Here is a 16,749-nt window from a genome sequence, read left to right on the forward strand (position 1 = left end):
CGGAAATTCATGATGGTGGTGCGGTCCGGCAAGGCGCTATCCAGGGATAACCGGGCAAACAGACGCATGGAGGCGATTTCGTACAGAGCATCTTCGATCGCGCCATCGCTCAGGTTGTACCAATGCTGCATGCAGTGAATGCGCAGCATGGTTTCCAGCGGATACGGGCGCCGGCCATTACCCGCCTTGGGATAAAACGGCTCGATGACAGCGGTCATATCCTGCCACGGCAGTATCTGCTCCATGCGGGAGAGGAAAATCTCTTTTCTGGTCTGACGACGCTTACTGCTGAATTCACTGTCGGCGAAGGTGAGTTGATGACTCATGATGGCCCTCGGAAATGCGGCTCCGGATGAACATTATGATCTCATATCACAGACTTGTTCGCACCTTCCCTAGTTGAAAATGTGTAAACCTATTTCAGGACTAGACATCAGCAACAAAATGATCTGCCCTGACGGGGATAACAACCTTTATCATAAGGAGCCGGTTATTGCGCAACCGATAACCGTGCAGCCTGTTTATGTCATCCGGTCGTCAAGACCCCCAATAGAGAACCATTGCCTATGAAGACAGTTATCCGGCAAGAGATTGCCCTGCCCGTTGGCCTGCTGACCCTGCTCTTTTTCAAGACCCTGGGCAGTGACCTGCTGACAGAGACAACTCCGCTCGGGATCTATCTTCCTGTTTCGGCGGCACTACTGGCCATCGTCACCTGGGCCATCTTCTCGGTGGTACGCCACTCCGATGCCCTCGCCATCAAGCTGGGCGAGCCCTTCGGCACCCTGATCCTCACCCTCTCGGTCATCTCGCTGGAGGTGGTGATGATCTCCTCGGTGATGCTGACCGGTGAGCCCAACCCCACCATGGCCCGCGATACCATGTTTGCGGTAGTGATGCTGGTGAGTACCGGTCTGGTGGGTTTCACCCTGCTGTTTGGCGGCTGGCGCTACCACACCCAGAGCTTCAATCTGGATGGGGTCAAATCCTATCTGGTGGCCATCATCCCGCTGGCCCTACTCTGTCTGGTGCTGCCCAACTTCACCGAGGGTGGTGCAATCGGCAGTATGTCGCGCGCCATGTCGTGGATGCTGATCATCATCTCGATCCTGCTCTACGGGGTCTTTCTGCTCATCCAGACCCGCAGCCACAGCCACTTCTTCGTCGACAGCGATCACGAGGATTACGAGGAGCACCACGGCCCGCTGCAGAGCAACGTCTATCACACCATCCTGCTGCTCGCCTACCTGCTGGTGGTAATCCTGCTGGCCAAGACCCTGGCCATCCCCATCAACTACGGGGTGCATGTGATGGAAGCACCCGCCGCACTGGGCGGCTTTATCGTGGCCTGCATCGTGCTGGCCCCCGAAGCAGTCGGCGCCATCAAAGCCGCCTTCAACAACCAGCTGCAGCGGGCAATGAACCTCTACTTCGGCTCGGTGCTGGCCACCATCGCCCTCACCGTGCCTGCCGTGCTCTTTATCGGCTCCATGCTGGATCAGGAGGTGCGCCTCGGCCTCTCCCCCGCCGATATGGTGCTGCTGGTCACGACCCTGATGGTCTGTAAAGTGACCTTCAGCAGCGGCCGCACCAATGTGCTCCATGGAGCGACCCATCTGGTGTTGTTTGTGGTCTATCTGTTCCTGATGTTCGAACACGAATAACCGCGTTCAACCAACGTCAGAAACGCCAAGACCGCCCGATTGGGCGGTCTTTTGTTATCTGCTCCCGGCTGTCACCGGCGCCTGTGAAGCGGCTTCCCCCTCATCCCCAACCCTTCTCCCGCCAGGAGAGAAGGGTGATCAAGGCTTACAGACTGGGCAGCACCCCGGCCGGGATCAGGTCGTTGTAGCTGGCACGGCCCAGCAGGGCGGCGGCAGCTTCTATATCCGGCGCGAAGTACCTGTCCTTGTCGTAGAAGCTCACCTCTGCCCGCAGTCGTCCCTTGGCCAGCTCGATCAGCTCGGTACTGCGCAGCGGCGCGCGAAAATCGAGCCCCTGTGCCGCCGCCAGCAGTTCGACTGCCAGAATGCCGCGGGTGTTCTCGGCCATATCGGCCAGTCGGCGGCCGGCGAAGGTCGCCATGGAGACGTGATCCTCCTGATTGGCCGACGTAGGCAGGCTATCCACCGAGGCGGGATGGGCCAGGGTCTTGTTCTCGGAGGCCAGCGCCGCCGAGGTGACCTGAGCGATCATAAAGCCCGAATTCACCCCGCCGTTGTTGACCAGAAACGCCGGCAGACCGGACATGCGCGAGTCGATCAACAGCGCCATGCGCCGCTCTGAAAGTGAGCCGATTTCGGCGATGGCCAGCGCCAGATTATCGGCGGCAAAAGCCACCGGCTCAGCATGGAAGTTGCCACCGGAGAGGATCTCCTCGTCATCGGCAAACACCAGCGGGTTGTCGGAGACCGCGTTGGCCTCGCACACCAACACCTCGGCGGCGTGGCGGATCTGGGTCAGGCAGGCACCCATCACCTGCGGCTGGCAGCGCAATGAGTAGGGATCCTGTACCTTCTCGCAGTTGTGATGGGACATGCCGATCTCGCTGCCATCCACCAGCAGGTGGCGATAACAGGCGGCCGCGTCAATCTGGCCACGCTGACCGCGCACTTCGTGGATGCGGGCATCGAACGGCCGGCGGCTGCCAAGGGCGGCCTCCACACTCATGGCGCCTATGGTGATGGCACCGGCGTAGAGATCCTCGGCATGGAACAGCCCTTCCAGCGCAAAGGCGGTGCTCGCCTGGGTGCCGTTAAGCAGCGCCAATCCTTCTTTGGGTGCCAGTGCGATGGGCTCGAGCCCGGCAATTTTCAGCGCCGTAGCGGCGTCGATCAGCTCGCCCTTGTGGCGGGCCTTGCCCTCCCCGATCAGCAGGCAGCTCATATGGGCTAGCGGCGCCAGATCGCCGGAGGCACCGACGGAGCCCTTCTTCGGCACCACCGGATAGACTTCGGCGTTGATGAGGGTCATCAAGGCCTCAAGCACCGTCAGCCGGATGCCGGAGAAGCCCCGCGCCAACGAGTTGAGCTTGAGCACCATCATCAACCGTACAGTGGCGTCATCCATGTATTCGCCGATGCCAGCGGCATGGGAGAGCACGATGGAGCGCTGCAGCTCGTCCAGCTGCTCCACCGGAATGCGGGTGTTGGCCAACAGGCCAAAGCCGGTGTTGATGCCATACACCACCCGGTTCTGTTCGATCACCTTGGTAACCACAGCTGCGGAGGCGTGGATCCCCGGCAGCGCGGCCGGATCCAGTGAAACATGTACCGGCTCGCGGCTGACGCGGCGCAGGGTGGCAAGATCCAGCTCGCCCGGAGTAATAGTCAATTCAAACATGGTGTTACACCTTTCCTTTGACACCGTTGGCGCCGTCAATCATCGGCAGATCCAGTTTCGCCTCATGGGCACAGTTGATGGCAATCTCGTAGCCGGCATCCGCGTGGCGCATCACCCCGGTGGCCGGATCGTTGCGCAGTACCCGACCCACACGGCGGGCCGCATCATCGGAGCCGTCACAGACGATCACCACGCCGGAGTGCTGGGAGAAGCCCATGCCGACCCCGCCGCCGTGGTGCAGGGAGACCCAGGTCGCGCCACCAGCGGTGTTGAGCAGGGCGTTGAGCAGCGGCCAGTCGGAGACGGCATCGGAGCCATCCATCATCGACTCGGTCTCGCGGTTCGGGCTCGCCACCGAGCCGGAATCCAGATGGTCGCGACCGATGACGATGGGGGCTTTCAGCTCGCCGTTTTTCACCATCTCGTTGAAGGCCAGACCGAGCCGTACCCGATCCTTGACCCCGACCCAGCAGATCCGCGCCGGCAGTCCCTGAAACGCGATGCGCTCGCGGGCCATGTCGAGCCAGTTGTGCAGGTGAGGATCATCGGGGATCAGCTCTTTCACCTTCTGATCTGTCTTGTAGATATCTTCCGGATCGCCAGAGAGGGCCACCCAGCGGAACGGGCCAATCCCCTCGCAGAACAGCGGGCGAATGTAGGCGGGGACGAAGCCGGGGAAATCGAAGGCGTTCGCCACCCCCTCCTCCAGCGCCATCTGGCGGATGTTGTTGCCGTAATCCAGAGTCGCCGCGCCGCGCTCTTGCAGGGTCAGCATCGCCTCCACCTGACGGGCCATGGAGCGGCGGGCGGCGACGTTCACCTCCTGGGGCGCGCTCTGCTGCAGCTCGCGCCACTTGGCAACGCTCCAACCCTGCGGCAGGTAGCCGTGCACCGGGTCGTGGGCTGAGGTCTGGTCGGTCACCACATCCGGGGTGATGCCACGAGCCACCAGCTCGGCGAATACATCGGCGGCGTTGCCGAGCAGACCGATGGAGATGGCGCTGCCGCTCTGCTTGGCCTCTTCGATCATGGCCAGCGCCTCATCCAGACTGTGAGCCTTCTTGTCCACATAGCGGGTGCGCAGACGAAAATCGATGCGGGTCTCGTCGCACTCCACCGCGATCATCGAGAAGCCGGCCATGGTAGCGGCCAGCGGCTGGGCACCACCCATACCGCCGAGACCACCGGTCAGGATCCAGCGCCCTTTGGGTTCACCGTTGAAGTGCTGATTGGCCACCGCAAAGAAGGTCTCGTAGGTGCCCTGCACGATCCCTTGGGTGCCGATATAGATCCAGGAACCTGCGGTCATCTGGCCGTACATCATCAAGCCCTTCTTATCGAGCTCGTTGAAGTGCTCCCAGTTGGCCCAGTGCGGCACCAGATTGGAGTTGGCGATCAGCACCCGCGGCGCATCCTTGTGGGTCTGGAACACCCCGACCGGCTTGCCGGATTGCACCAGCAGGGTCTGCTCCTCCTCCAGCCGGGTCAGCACCTCGACGATCTTGTCAAAGCAGGCCCAGTTGCGGGCAGCGCGACCGATGCCGCCATAGACCACCAGCGACTGGGGATGCTCGGCCACCTCGGGGTCCAGGTTGTTCATCAGCATCCGCAGCGGCGCTTCGGTGAGCCAGCTCTTGGCGGTCAGTTCGGTGCCGCGCGGGGCACGGATCACGCGGTTAGGATCATGACGGGGATCCTGCTGTTGCACAGACATACACACTCCTTGTTGTATCAATAGGGTGCCTTCGGCGACGGGCGGCCAAAGGGTTAACGGGTCAACAGATGAACCAGCCGCGCGGCCACGCGGGCACTGCGGTTGTCCTGATCCAGCGTCGGGTTGTACTCGGCCAGATCGGCGAGCCTGAGCTTGCCGCTGGCCCGGATATGGGCGATCAGCGGTTCGATGACCGCCAGCTCCACGCCGCGAGCGGCTGGAGCGCTCACTCCCGGCATAACTGCGCCGGGCAGCACATCAAGATCGATGGTCAGATAGAGGTGATCACAATGGGCGATAAAGGCATCCAGCCCGCTTAGCAAGGCTGGCAACTCGGTCTGGGTCATCGCCTCATCCAACACATGCCACACACCCAGCGCCTTGGCACGGGCAAACAGGGCTTGGGTATTGGCGGTCTCGGCCACCCCAAGGCAGGCGTAGTGAAACGGGGAGCCCTGAGCGGCGCACTGCTCGGCGATCTGGAAGAAGGGGGTGCCGGAGCTGGCCTGCTCCAGCTTCATGCGCAGGTCGAAGTGGGCGTCAAAATTGATAATGCCGACTCGCCCCTGACCCGCCAGATGCAGGTTGAGGCCGCTCCAGCTGCCGAAGGCCACCTCGTGGCCGCCACCCAGCACCAGCGGGAAGTGGCCCAGTTCGAGCGCAGCGGCGACCCACTCGGCCAGATGGCCGTGGGCGGCATCGAGATCCCCATCGGTACAGCTCACATCCCCGCCATCGTAGACGGGGCGACTCAGGTGCCATGCGGTATTGGCCAGCAGCTTGCGCACCGCTTCCGGCGCACCGGCGGCGCCGACACGCCCCTTGTTGCGGCGCACCCCCTCGTCGCAGGCAAAGCCGAGCAGCACTACACCAGCTGCCTCTTGTGCCCGGGCAGCCCAGGGCTGCACCTTGTCGTGCCAGCGCAGGGCCAACTCGCCATCTTCCGGATCCTGTCGTCCCTGCCAGAGCGCCATGTCGATCGGGTTGAACTTATCCATGGAGGGTCTCCTCGCCGTTGAAGATGCGGCCTGCCAGCTGATCGACGCCGACCATGTAGCTCAACTCGGCCGGATGGGCGCAGTGCCAGATCAGGAAATCGGCCGCCATCCCCACCCTGAGCTGGCCAAGGCGATCCTGCTCGCCAAGCGCTTTGGCGGCGTGGCGGGTCACCCCGACCATGGCCTCCACCGGAGTCAGGCCAAACAGGGTACAGGCCATGTTCATCGCCATCCGCAGCGAGACGATGGGGGCCGTGCCCGGGTTGATGTCGGAGGAGACCGCCATCGCCACCCCCGCCTTGCGCAGGGCGGCAACAGGGGGCAATTTGGTCTCTTTGAGGAAATAGAAGGCGGTGGGCAGCAGGGTGGCAACTACGCCGCGCTGGGCCAGCGCCAGGATCCCCTGCGGATCCAGATACTCCAGATGATCCACCGAAAGGGCGCCGAAGTTGGCGGCCAGCGTGCTGCCACCGAGATTGGAGAGCTGATCCATGTGCCCCTTCACCGGCAGGCCGTATTGATCCGCCGCCAGATAGACCTGCTCGGTCTGGGCCAACGAGAAGCCGATATGCTCGCAGAAGACATCCACCGCATCGGCCAGACCCGCCTCGGCTACGGCCGGAATGATCTCTTGGCAGATGGTCTCGACCCAGCTGTCAGGATCGTCGCGATACTCCGGCGGCACTGCATGGGCAGCCAGCAGAGTGGTCTTGACCCGGATCGGCAATACCTCTCCCAGTCGGCGGGCCACCCGCAGCATCTTGAGCTCGTCATCCAGCGTCAGGCCATAGCCGGACTTGATCTCCACCGTGGTGACCCCTTCGCGGATCAGGGATGTCACCCTAGGCAACGCCAGCTCGAACAGTTGCTCTTCGCTGGCGGTGCGGGTAGCACGCACCGTGCTGATGATGCCGCCGCCCCGACGGGCGATCTCGGCATAGGGCACTCCCTGCTGGCGCAGCTCGAACTCCTCGGCACGGCTGCCGGCAAAGATGAGGTGGGTGTGGCAATCGATAAGGCCGGGGGTGACCAGCTTGCCCTGCATATCCTGCCAATGGGCGGGATGCGGCCCCTTCAACTCGGCCATCGGCACCAGCGCATGGATCTTGCCCTCCTTCACACCGATGGCATGGAGCGGCAGCAGACCGTAGTCGGCCAGCTCATCATTCAGGGTAGCGGGCGTCACGTTGAGCCAGACCCGCTCGCAGTTCAACAGTTCCTTGTTCATAGCGACCTCAAATGTATATACATATTCTTATAGTCGATCTCTATGACGAAAGGAAGAGCGAAATTCACATCCTGATAACAGCATCAAACTTAGAGTTTAAGCACAAAAAAGCCCACCAGGAGGTGGGCTTTGCAAAATCGAGTTGTATAGACATTTACTCCAGCTGAGTCTTGGAGCTTAGCTTGTAACGGGAACCGGGGGAGAGCAAACGGGCATAGGAGACCAGATGCCCCTCCGACCAGGTACGCCGGTGCAACAACAGGCAGGGGGAATCTACGCGGATCTGCAACAATCCCGCCTCACCGGCGCTCGGCAGCACGGCTTCCACCACGTGCTCCATCTCCGACAGGGGGCAGACATCCATCAGATAGCGGTTGGGAGTCTGTTGGGTAAAATCCTGCTCGCCATAGCCCGGCAAGCGCCCGGCATCGACGAAGCGCTCCTCCAGTTGCAACGGCTCGCCATCTGCCTGATGGACGATCAGGCTGTGAAAGATGGGGGCGCCAACCCGCAGCCCCAGTTGCACTGCCACCTTCTCGTCGGCGGCCAGTCGCTGCAGCCGGATCACCCGGGCGCTGTACTCGCCGCCACGCTCGGCGATCTCATCGGCAATATTGCGAATAGCCAGCAGCGGCGACTCGGTGCGCCTGTCTGCCACGAAGCTGCCGGAACCGGCGGTACGCACCAACCACCCTTCCGCCACCAGTTCCCGCAACGCCCGGTTGACCGTCATCCGGCTCACGGTGAACTGCTCGCACAGGGCAGCTTCGGTCGGGATCCTGTCCCCCGCCTGATAGTGGCGTTCGCGGATCCCGTCCAGAATATGCTGTTTGATCTGCAGATAGAGGGCTGGCGCCACCATGAAGCTCCCTAGCGCCGACGGTGGGGCGGACGCATGTCCGGCCAGGCGCGATAGACATCGGGGATCTGATCCGGCCCGCTGATGCAGAGATCGAGATCGTGCAGCAGACCGTCCTTGATGCCGTAGATCCAGCCATGCACCGCCAGCTCCTGCCCCTTGCGCCAGGCGTTCTGGATGATGGTGGTGTGACAGACGTTGGCCACCTGCTCGGCCACGTTCAGCTCGCACAGATAGTCGAAGCGCTCGTGCTCATCCTCGATGGCCTCGAGTTCTTCACCATATTTGAAGTAGACATCCTTGATGTTGCGCAGCCAGTTGTCGATGAGACCCAGCTCCTGATTCTGCATCGCGGCCTTGACGCCGCCGCAGCCATAGTGACCGCAGACGATGATGTGCTTCACCTTGAGCACTTCTACCGCGTATTGCAGCACGGAGAGGCAGTTGAAATCGGTATGTACCACCAGATTGGCGACGTTACGGTGAACGAAGACATCCCCCGGCAGCAAGCCCATCAGCTGGTTGGCGGGGACCCGGCTGTCGGAACAACCAATCCAGAGGTATTCGGGGGCCTGCTGGGCAGAAAGAGTGGCAAAGAAAGCGGGATCTTCGGCTTTGATCCGTTCGGCCCACTCACGGTTGTTGGTAAACAGGTCGTTCAACAGTTTCACTTCTGCTCTCCCTAATGTGGCAGTGGCGGCAACATAACACACTCAAGGGTAACCAAAGCAAGGCCGACCAGATCCCTGCGAAACAAAAACAGGGCCATCAGGCCCTGTTTTTATGAGAGGAAGCATCAGGCTTCCATGGCATCTTTCAGCTTCTTGAGTGCGTTTTTCTCAAGCTGGCGCACACGCTCGGCAGAGACGCCGTAGGTATCGGCCAGCTCCTGCAGAGTGGTCTTGCTGTCATCATCTAGCCAGCGGGCGCGGATGATGTGCTGGCTGCGCTCATCCAGAGTGGCGAGGGCCGAGCTCAGACGACGGGTCGCGTGATCGTCCCAGTTGTCGTTCTCGATGGTGGCGGCCAGATCGGAGGATTTGTCCTCCAGATAGTGAACCGGAGCGAAACCGCCCTCTTCCTCATCGTCACCCACCAGATCGAACGCCTGATCGTAGTTGGCCATCCGCGCTTCCATTTCGGTCACGTCAGCGGCAGAAACGCCGAGATCGGCCGCCACGGCCTGAACCTCTTCGTGGTTCAGCCAGCCCAGACGTTTTTTGGATTTGCGCAGGTTGAAGAAGAGCTTACGCTGGGCCTTGGTGGTGGCCACCTTGACCATGCGCCAGTTGCGCAGGACATATTCGTGGATTTCGGCCTTGATCCAGTGCACGGCAAAGGAGACCAGACGCACGCCGACCGTCGGGTCGAAGCGCTTGACCGCCTTCATCAGGCCGATGTTGCCTTCCTGAACCAGATCGGCCTGAGGCAGACCGTAACCGGCATAACTCTTGGCGACATGAACGACAAAGCGCAGATGCGACATAACCAGCTGACGAGCAGCCTCGAGATCGCCATCCTGCTGCAAACGCTCAGCCAGTTCACGCTCTTCCTCTGCGCTCAGCACAGGAATAGAGTTTACTGCCTGGATATAGCCTTCCAGACTACCTTGCGGAATCAGAGCCATAGTGCGCTGCAATGAAGTTCCCATCTGTTACCTCTTACTTTTCAATCGAATCAGTCTAACACCCTGAGAGGGTCTGTCTACTGACCGGATGCCATTCTGCGGCGTGTATCAAAGAACATGCCCAGTTTTAGACCGGCTTATCTTAAGCCTGCAGGATGAATCATGAATGAACAGTCAAAAAAAGGGGGTCACAATGAAGGACCCCCGAAAAGTAGCATGCTAAGTCCATTGTTGCGGAGCTCGCAACCTTCACATGCTTGCCAAGTCTGACGAGCAAGGCAGAGGGGCCACACCCGTATAAATGCTTCAGCTTTAATAGACTGCTTATAAATCAGAAGGTTCACTGGATCTAGCGAAGATCCGGAAGATCATTGTTATTCAGAATACTCTGACTATGGGGGCCAAGCCAGAAACGGCCCCTCTTTTACTTGATCCGCCTCTCAAAATCCAGCGATTTACTTTGATGATAAAGTAATCAGGATGGTTCGATGTCGCGAATGTGGCGATGGACCGAGAACCAGGAGGCAATCAGCCCCAGCAGGGCGCCCAGCAAGATCAGATTGATCCCGTCTACCGCCCCCATGCCAACCAACCGGAAGTTACTGTTATACAAGCCCGCCAGTTCCTTCACCACCCCTTCGCTCCAGATCACCATCACCTCGGTCAGCCACCAGGCCAGCATGCCGCCGATCACCCCGAACCAGATACCGGTATAGAGGAAAGGGCGATGAATGAAGGAGTCGGTCGCCCCCACCAGCTTGAGCACTTCAATCTCGGAACGCTGGTTGAGGATGTTGAGACGCAGGGTATTGCCGACAATCAGCAACACGGCGGAGAGCAGCAGCACCGCGATACCGGTAATGGTGTGGCGCAGCAGGTTCATTATCCCCTGCAGCCGGGTCAGCCACTGCAGATCCAGCTTGCCCTGCTCGACCCCCACCTCATTATTGAGCTTGCTGAGCAGCTCGGCGGCCCCTTCCGGGTTCTGCCAGCGCGGATCCGGGATCACGCTCAGCACCGGCGGTAGCGGGTTGCTGTCCAGATAATCGAGGGCATCGCCGAAGCCGGAGATCTCGCGAAACTCCCGCAACGCATCGTCACGGCTCAGGTAAGTGACCGAATCCACCTCGGGATAGAGCAGGATCCGGTGCTGCAGATCGAGAATGCTCTGCTCCGGCAGATCCTTGCGCAGGTAAAGGGAGATCTGGGAACTGCTCTGCCAGCTCCCCTCCACCACCTCGGCATTTTTCAGCAGCACGTGGAAGCAGGATGGCAGCGCCAGACTGACGCCGAGCACCGCCAGCGTCATCAGCGAAGCGAGCGGATTACGCCACAGCTCCCCGAGACTGGCAAATGCCTGCCGCACATGGTCAACCCCGTACATCATCAGACGGCGCAGCGGCGGTTGTTTATGACGAACGATAGCCATCAGAGCTCCTCCCCGGCCGAATACATGCGGCCCGCCTTGAGGGTCAGGGTGCGATAGCGCATGCGGGCGATCAGCCCCAGATCGTGGGTGGCAATCAGTACCGAGACCCCAAAATTGTTGAACTCCTGGAATAGCCGCATGATGTCCATGGAGAGCTGGGGATCCAGGTTGCCGGTCGGTTCATCCGCCAGCAGCAGCGGCGGCTTGTTGACGATGGCGCGGGCGATGCCGACCCGCTGCTGTTCACCACCGGAGAGCATGCGCGGCTGGTAACGCTCCTTGCCGAGCAGCCCCACCTTGTCCAGCGCCGCAGCCACGCGCTTGTTGATGTCCGCATGGCTGTAGCCATCGATCACCAGCGGCAGCGCCACGTTGTCGAACACGGTTCTGTCCATCAACAGCCGGTGATCCTGAAAGATCATCCCGATCTGACGACGAACATAGGGGATCTGGCTGCGCTGGATATGGCTGACATCATCGCCATGAAAGAAGACACGACCATCGGTCGGGCGCTCCATCACGCTGATCAGTTTCAGGAGGGTACTCTTGCCCGCCCCCGAGTGCCCGGTCAGAAAGGCCATCTCTCCCTTGCGCAGGTGAAAGCTGACCTTTTGCAGCGCCTGATGGCCGCCGCTGTATACCTTGCTGACCTTGTCAAAACGAATCATAACGGTTCCCTGAAATTGACAAACCCCGACCGGAGTCGGGGCATGGAACACTTACTCATCACGGCTGAGCTGACTCATCACGGCCGGACTTATTCATCGCGGCTGAAGAGCGCCTCGATGAAATCGTTGGCAACGAAGGGACGCAGATCGTCGATCCCCTCGCCCACCCCGATGTAGCGGATCGGGATCTGGAACTTGTCGGCCACCGCAAAGATGACGCCGCCCTTGGCCGAGCCATCCAGCTTGGTGAGAGTGATACCGGTCAGGCCAACCGCCTCACTGAACAGCTTGGCCTGGCTCAGGGCGTTCTGGCCGGTGCCGGCATCCAGCGTCAGCATGATCTCGTGGGGCGCCTCTTCATCCAGCTTCTTCATCACCCGCACCACCTTCTTGAGTTCTTCCATCAGGTTGCTCTTGTTCTGCAGGCGACCGGCGGTGTCGGCGATCAGCACGTCAGCTCCGCGGGAGCGGGCAGCCTCGATGGCGTCATAAATGACGGAAGCGGAGTCGGCACCGGTATGCTGGGCAATCACCGGAATGTTGTTGCGCTGACCCCAAACCTGCAGCTGTTCGACCGCAGCAGCACGGAAGGTGTCACCCGCCGCCAGCATCACGCTCTTGCCTTCAGCCTGGAACTGCTTGGCCAGCTTGCCGATGGTGGTGGTCTTGCCGACGCCGTTTACGCCGACCATCAGGATCACATAAGGCTTCTTGCTGGTGTCGATCACCAGCGGCTGCTCGACCTTGGCCAGCATCTCGCCCATGTCCTGCTTGAGCAGGCCGTAGAGCGCCTCGGCATCCTTGAGCTGCTTGCGATCCGCGTGCTGCACCAGCCCCTCGATGATACGAGTAGTGGTATCCACACCGAGATCGGCGGTCAGCAGCTGGGTTTCCAGCTCTTCAAACAGCTCATCGTCGATCTTCTTGCCACGGAACAGGCCGAAGAAACCGGAGCCGATATTCTCCTTGGTGCGTACCAGACTGCGCTTGAGGCGAGCAAAGAAGCCCTCCCGCTGCGGTTTGTCCTGGGTGTCGTCGTCCACCTTGGCGGCCAGCGGCAGAGCGGCCAGGGCGGCGGCCTCAGCCTCCATCGCGGCGACCAGGCGCATATCTTCCGCTCGCTGGGCCTCTTTGGCGATACGGGCTTCTTCCGCAGCCTGAGCTTCAGCGGCAATGCGAGCTTCCTCCGCAGCGCGAGCTTCGGCAGCAATGCGAGCTTCTTCCGCAGCACGGGCTTCGGCAGCAATACGAGCCTCTTCCGCAGCGCGAGCCTCGGCGGCAATGCGAGATTCTTCCGCGGCGCGAGCCTCGGCAGCAATACGAGCCTCCTCCGCAGCGCGAGCCTCGGCAGCAATACGAGCTTCTTCCGCAGCACGGGCTTCGGCAGCAATACGAGCCTCTTCCGCGGCGCGAGCCTCGGCAGCGATACGGGCCTCTTCCGCAGCACGGGCTTCGGCAGCAATGCGAGCTTCTTCCGCAGCAAAAGCTTCGGCAGCAATACGAGCCTCTTCCGCGGCGCGAGCCTCGGCAGCAATACGAGCCTCTTCCGCAGCAAAAGCTTCGGCAGCAATACGAGCCTCTTCGGCTGCCTTGACCTCAGCGGCTTGCGCCTCTGCGGCAGTGCGAGCGGCGTCAGCGGCACGCTCCTCTTCGGCGATCAGCGTTTCGTTGACGATCACCGGCTCCAGATCGGAGGCGCACTCCTCCACCACTAGCGGGCCGTGGTCGTCCAGCTCGGTCGGCAGGCAGCAATCATCTTGCAAAACGGGATTCTGTGCGCTGGCAGGCACTTCGGGGGCAACAGCCGGCGTACTATCGGAAACGGGAGCGGGGGTAGCAGTGACCTCGGGCTCAACGGTAACGAGGGTGGCTTGGGGTGTCTGTGGTTGGACAGCCTCAGCCTCTTCTTTCTTGCGGCCGAAACCCAGCCAGGAAAACAAACCTTTTGCCATCTAAAAATACTCACATCAAAGGCTGACTGCTAAGATAGCCGTCCCTTGGCGGGTCGGCATAAAAATGAACCGCCTTATACTACCACTTTATTTTCTGACGATGAAACGCGATGCCCAGAGTGAAATCCAGCCGTAGCAACCCGAGCAAGAGTCCCGCCCCGCAAGGAAAATCGGGCTTTGTAAGAATCATCAGCGGCCAGTGGCGAGGCCGCAAATTGCCGGTCAAGGATGTGGAGGGGCTCAGACCCACCACGGATCGCGTCAAGGAGACCATCTTCAACTGGCTGGCCCCCCACATTCGTGGCACCCGCTGCCTGGATCTGTTTGCCGGTAGCGGCGGACTCGGGCTGGAGGCGCTGTCGCGCTATGCCGAGCAGGTGACCCTGATCGAGATGGACAAAGGAGCCGCCGACCAGATCAAGAAGAACCTGACCGCCCTCGGCAGCAGTCAGGGTCAGGTGATCCAGTCAGATGCAGTGAGCTGGCTGCAAGGCCCGGCCACGCCGTTTGATCTGGTGTTCCTCGATCCGCCGTTTCGCCGCGAGCTGCTGCCGCAAGTGTGCGAACTGCTGGAGCAGCGCGGCTGGCTGGCACCGGACGCCCTCATCTATCTGGAGCGGGAAAAAGAGATGGCCGATCTGGCGCTGCCTGCCAGTTGGCAACTACTCAAGGACAAACAGGCAGGTCAGGTCTGCTACCAACTCTATCTAAGGGAGGTAAACAATGAAGCGAGTCTTTAATCTGTTGGCGATGGGGCTGATATTGTTCTTCTGGTTTGGTGTGCTGATGAGCCTGATTGCCCCGCTGCCCGGCAAACTCAACGGCTTTCTGCCGGTCTGCGGCGTGATCGTCGCCCTGCTGCACTGGCTGCAGGCCAGCATGATCAAGGCAGCTTGCAAACGCTACTTCGCTGTCACCAAGGCCGAGTTTGCCACTGTGCTGATATTTGGCGTGTTTGGCATGGTCGACATTCGTCAGCGCCTGCAAGAGATCGTCAACGCCGCCCAGCGCGGCAATCTCTCGGACAAACCATAAAAGAAAAGGGGACGGCGGTAGCCGTCCCCTAGAGTCGTGTCGTCCTGTCCGTAGAACTGCAATGCTCCCTGCAATCCCTGACGTTATCCTAATCCTTTGGAATATCCCCTTTCCAATCCGTTGGCGTGTCCTGCGGCGTTCCTGGCCTGGCAATTCATCCTGAACTGCTTCCCTGTCTCCATCCTGGAGGTGTCCATTGCCACGTCCTGTGGGGTTCCTTGCGTCTTCCTGACAGATAACCATCCGGGTTATCTCACTTCATCCTGAAGTATTCCTCTCGCATCCGGCGAGGTCCTGTTCATCCTGAAGAACGAGGCTCCGTTCGTTCTGCTCCCATCCCGAGAGTGTCCTGCCGCATCCCGCGGTGTTCCTTTATTCATCCGTGACGATAACCATCCTGATTATCGAACTCATCCTGAGGTGTCCCTTGTCCACATCCTGCGGACTATTCCATCTTTATGCGCTGCCCTGCATCCTGCCGAACCAGCTCCGTCCTTGTGAGACCCATACTAAGGAAATGCGCACCCCGAACAAGGGCCATCCGATGATAAAGATCCGATGCAGCTCCCATCTCAAAAAACGAACTTAAAAAATAACCCTTTAATATCAGTTGGTTATTTAGTTTCACGGGAAAGCTCGATCATTCTGGCATGGCTTCGCGTACGGCTCAAAGCGCCAGCTTCTTACAGTCGCTATGGCAGATCTCTTACACGGGTTTCGCCCCCAAAAACGGGGCAGGAAAACGGTTCAATCCTGACGTTAAGACTTAAAAATTAGTTGAATAAATATGCTTAAAAAAACCGCAAAAAAAGAGCCGAGACCAGGCTCGACTCTTCAACATTCCAATTTTTTAATCAGCTCAAGCGGTTGGCCGGATTGAGATAGGCCTTGCGCAGCGATTCCGGTGCCAGCACCTCCAGTTCACCGCCGATGTTGTTCAACCAGCTGCGAAACTCCGGGGTGTCCTGCACTTCAGTCTCCACCACCACGCTGCGCTTGTCATAGCGGGTCATGCGCGGATTGTTGCCGGGGATCTGGTTATCCACCAGCGACTGGCTGTTGGCATCGATCCGGCCGACGAAGCGGATCGGGCCGCTCACATCCTGATAGCCTTGATCGCGGATCAGCTTCTGGATATTGAAATCCTTCGGCTGGGTGGCGCTGAAGTTGGTCAGCTCAACGTTCTTGATATGGTCAAACGGAATGCCGTAAACCTTGGGATCCAGCTCGGACAGAGTGCAGAGCAGGATCGGACCGTCCGGCTGATTGAGAATGCCGAGCGGGTTGATACGGTCGTAGCAGAGCCACACTGTGCGCTCTTTGATCACGCGCTGGATCTCGGCACTGAACTTGCGACCACGCCAAAGCGCATCGCGGATCAGGGTGCTGCGGCGGATCTCCGGGTTGCCAGCAAACGGACGCGGTGACTGATGGACACTCTCCAGCCAGCGTTCGGCCAGTTCACTCTGGCTGTCGCGGATCACCTGGCTCGCCTTGTCGACCAGCGGATTCAATTCGGTCAGTACACTCGCCGGCAACAGTTGGCTCGCCTGATCACTCCAGGTTTTCAGGGCCACCGCCAGCGAGAGCGGCATGATATTGGCAAAGTCGTTGAGGCCGTGGCGCTCGAAGCACCAGCCATGGGGTTTGCTGCGCTCGTCCGAGGTGAGGTCGAACAGTCCCATGCCGGACATCTCCTCCAGGTCCCGTTGCACGGTACGCAGACTGACGTGGATACCTTCCTCTTCCAGTTTTACCTGGAGTTGGCTGGCGGTCAGCTTGTAAGGGCGGTGCGGGATGCAACGCGCCAAGGTCAGTTGTCGTAACAGCTTCTTGCTCATGGTGCTTGCCTTCACTGGTTTAGCGTTGACTGTATGCTAGTCGTGACTTGCGACAG

The 16,749-nt window shown here is 60.2% G+C and carries 15 protein-coding genes; 3 read left to right on the plus strand and 12 right to left on the minus strand.

The genetic code is table 11. The features are described from left to right. Positions 1 to 326: transposase (locus AB5Y90_RS08805; RefSeq protein ID WP_368166818.1), on the minus strand; the 326-nt coding region annotated here is incomplete at its 3' end. A gap of 240 nt (positions 327 to 566) precedes the next feature. On the opposite strand from AB5Y90_RS08805, the gene AB5Y90_RS08810 reads away from it, so the two are divergent. After that, the gene (locus AB5Y90_RS08810; RefSeq protein WP_005348596.1) at positions 567 to 1,664 is read left to right on the plus strand and encodes a calcium:proton antiporter; all 1,098 of its coding nucleotides are present in this window, start codon (positions 567 to 569) and stop codon (positions 1,662 to 1,664) included. A gap of 145 nt (positions 1,665 to 1,809) precedes the next feature. Here AB5Y90_RS08810 and hutH read toward each other — a convergent pair whose 3' ends face one another. The 10 genes from hutH to ftsY all read right to left on the minus strand — a co-directional run bounded on the left by hutH (position 1,810) and on the right by ftsY (position 13,817). Then, entirely contained in the window at positions 1,810 to 3,342 is a 1,533-nt protein-coding gene (hutH, locus tag AB5Y90_RS08815; RefSeq protein ID WP_259584335.1) for a histidine ammonia-lyase, read from the minus strand. A gap of 4 nt (positions 3,343 to 3,346) precedes the next feature. Next, the gene (hutU, locus tag AB5Y90_RS08820) at positions 3,347 to 5,056 is read right to left on the minus strand and encodes a urocanate hydratase (protein ID WP_307895680.1); all 1,710 of its coding nucleotides are present in this window, start codon (positions 5,054 to 5,056) and stop codon (positions 3,347 to 3,349) included. 53 nt (positions 5,057 to 5,109) lie between these two features. Then, on the minus strand, positions 5,110 to 6,054 hold the full coding sequence (gene hutG / locus AB5Y90_RS08825; protein WP_368166819.1) for a formimidoylglutamase: 945 nt from the start codon (positions 6,052 to 6,054) through the stop codon (positions 5,110 to 5,112). Beyond that, complete coding sequence (gene hutI / locus AB5Y90_RS08830; protein WP_368166820.1) at positions 6,047 to 7,282, minus strand: imidazolonepropionase; 1,236 nt, start codon at positions 7,280 to 7,282, stop codon at positions 6,047 to 6,049. Before hutI ends, hutG begins: the two co-directional genes overlap by 8 nt. Before the next feature lie 154 nt (positions 7,283 to 7,436). Then, positions 7,437 to 8,141: a histidine utilization repressor gene (hutC, locus tag AB5Y90_RS08835; RefSeq protein WP_041202413.1), complete on the minus strand. Its 705-nt coding sequence runs from the start codon at positions 8,139 to 8,141 to the stop codon at positions 7,437 to 7,439. An 11-nt stretch (positions 8,142 to 8,152) separates the two neighbouring features. After that, positions 8,153 to 8,812 carry a carbonate dehydratase gene (gene can, locus AB5Y90_RS08840; protein ID WP_005339998.1) on the minus strand — a complete coding sequence of 220 codons (660 nt, stop codon included), beginning with the start codon at positions 8,810 to 8,812 and terminating at the stop codon, positions 8,153 to 8,155. Positions 8,813 to 8,937: 125 nt separating this feature from the next. Beyond that, positions 8,938 to 9,792 carry an RNA polymerase sigma factor RpoH gene (gene rpoH, locus AB5Y90_RS08845; RefSeq protein WP_005339997.1) on the minus strand — a complete coding sequence of 285 codons (855 nt, stop codon included), beginning with the start codon at positions 9,790 to 9,792 and terminating at the stop codon, positions 8,938 to 8,940. Between the two features lie 451 nt (positions 9,793 to 10,243). Beyond that, positions 10,244 to 11,197 (minus strand): permease-like cell division protein FtsX, encoded by a 954-nt coding sequence (gene ftsX / locus AB5Y90_RS08850; RefSeq protein ID WP_005339996.1) that lies wholly within the window; start codon positions 11,195 to 11,197, stop codon positions 10,244 to 10,246. Next, on the minus strand, positions 11,197 to 11,865 hold the full coding sequence (gene ftsE, locus AB5Y90_RS08855; protein WP_005339995.1) for a cell division ATP-binding protein FtsE: 669 nt from the start codon (positions 11,863 to 11,865) through the stop codon (positions 11,197 to 11,199). Before ftsE ends, ftsX begins: the two co-directional genes overlap by 1 nt. A gap of 89 nt (positions 11,866 to 11,954) precedes the next feature. Beyond that, positions 11,955 to 13,817, minus strand: coding sequence for a signal recognition particle-docking protein FtsY (gene ftsY / locus AB5Y90_RS08860; RefSeq protein WP_368166821.1), 1,863 nt, complete (start codon positions 13,815 to 13,817; stop codon positions 11,955 to 11,957). Positions 13,818 to 13,927: 110 nt separating this feature from the next. Between ftsY and rsmD the strand changes: the two genes are divergently transcribed. Continuing rightward, positions 13,928 to 14,557 (plus strand): 16S rRNA (guanine(966)-N(2))-methyltransferase RsmD, encoded by a 630-nt coding sequence (gene rsmD / locus AB5Y90_RS08865; RefSeq protein WP_005339991.1) that lies wholly within the window; start codon positions 13,928 to 13,930, stop codon positions 14,555 to 14,557. Further along, positions 14,541 to 14,852 (plus strand): DUF1145 domain-containing protein, encoded by a 312-nt coding sequence (locus AB5Y90_RS08870; protein WP_307895685.1) that lies wholly within the window; start codon positions 14,541 to 14,543, stop codon positions 14,850 to 14,852. The genes rsmD and AB5Y90_RS08870 overlap by 17 nt, the downstream gene beginning before the upstream one ends. 854 nt (positions 14,853 to 15,706) lie before the next feature. Here the strand turns inward: AB5Y90_RS08870 and AB5Y90_RS08875 are convergent. Continuing rightward, positions 15,707 to 16,693, minus strand: coding sequence for a YafY family protein (locus AB5Y90_RS08875; RefSeq protein WP_005339987.1), 987 nt, complete (start codon positions 16,691 to 16,693; stop codon positions 15,707 to 15,709). Positions 16,694 to 16,749 lie beyond the last annotated feature (56 nt).

Origin of the sequence: Aeromonas sp. R4-1 (assembly GCF_040908325.1) — a bacterium.
Taxonomy (GTDB): Bacteria; Pseudomonadota; Gammaproteobacteria; order Enterobacterales; family Aeromonadaceae; genus Aeromonas; species Aeromonas veronii.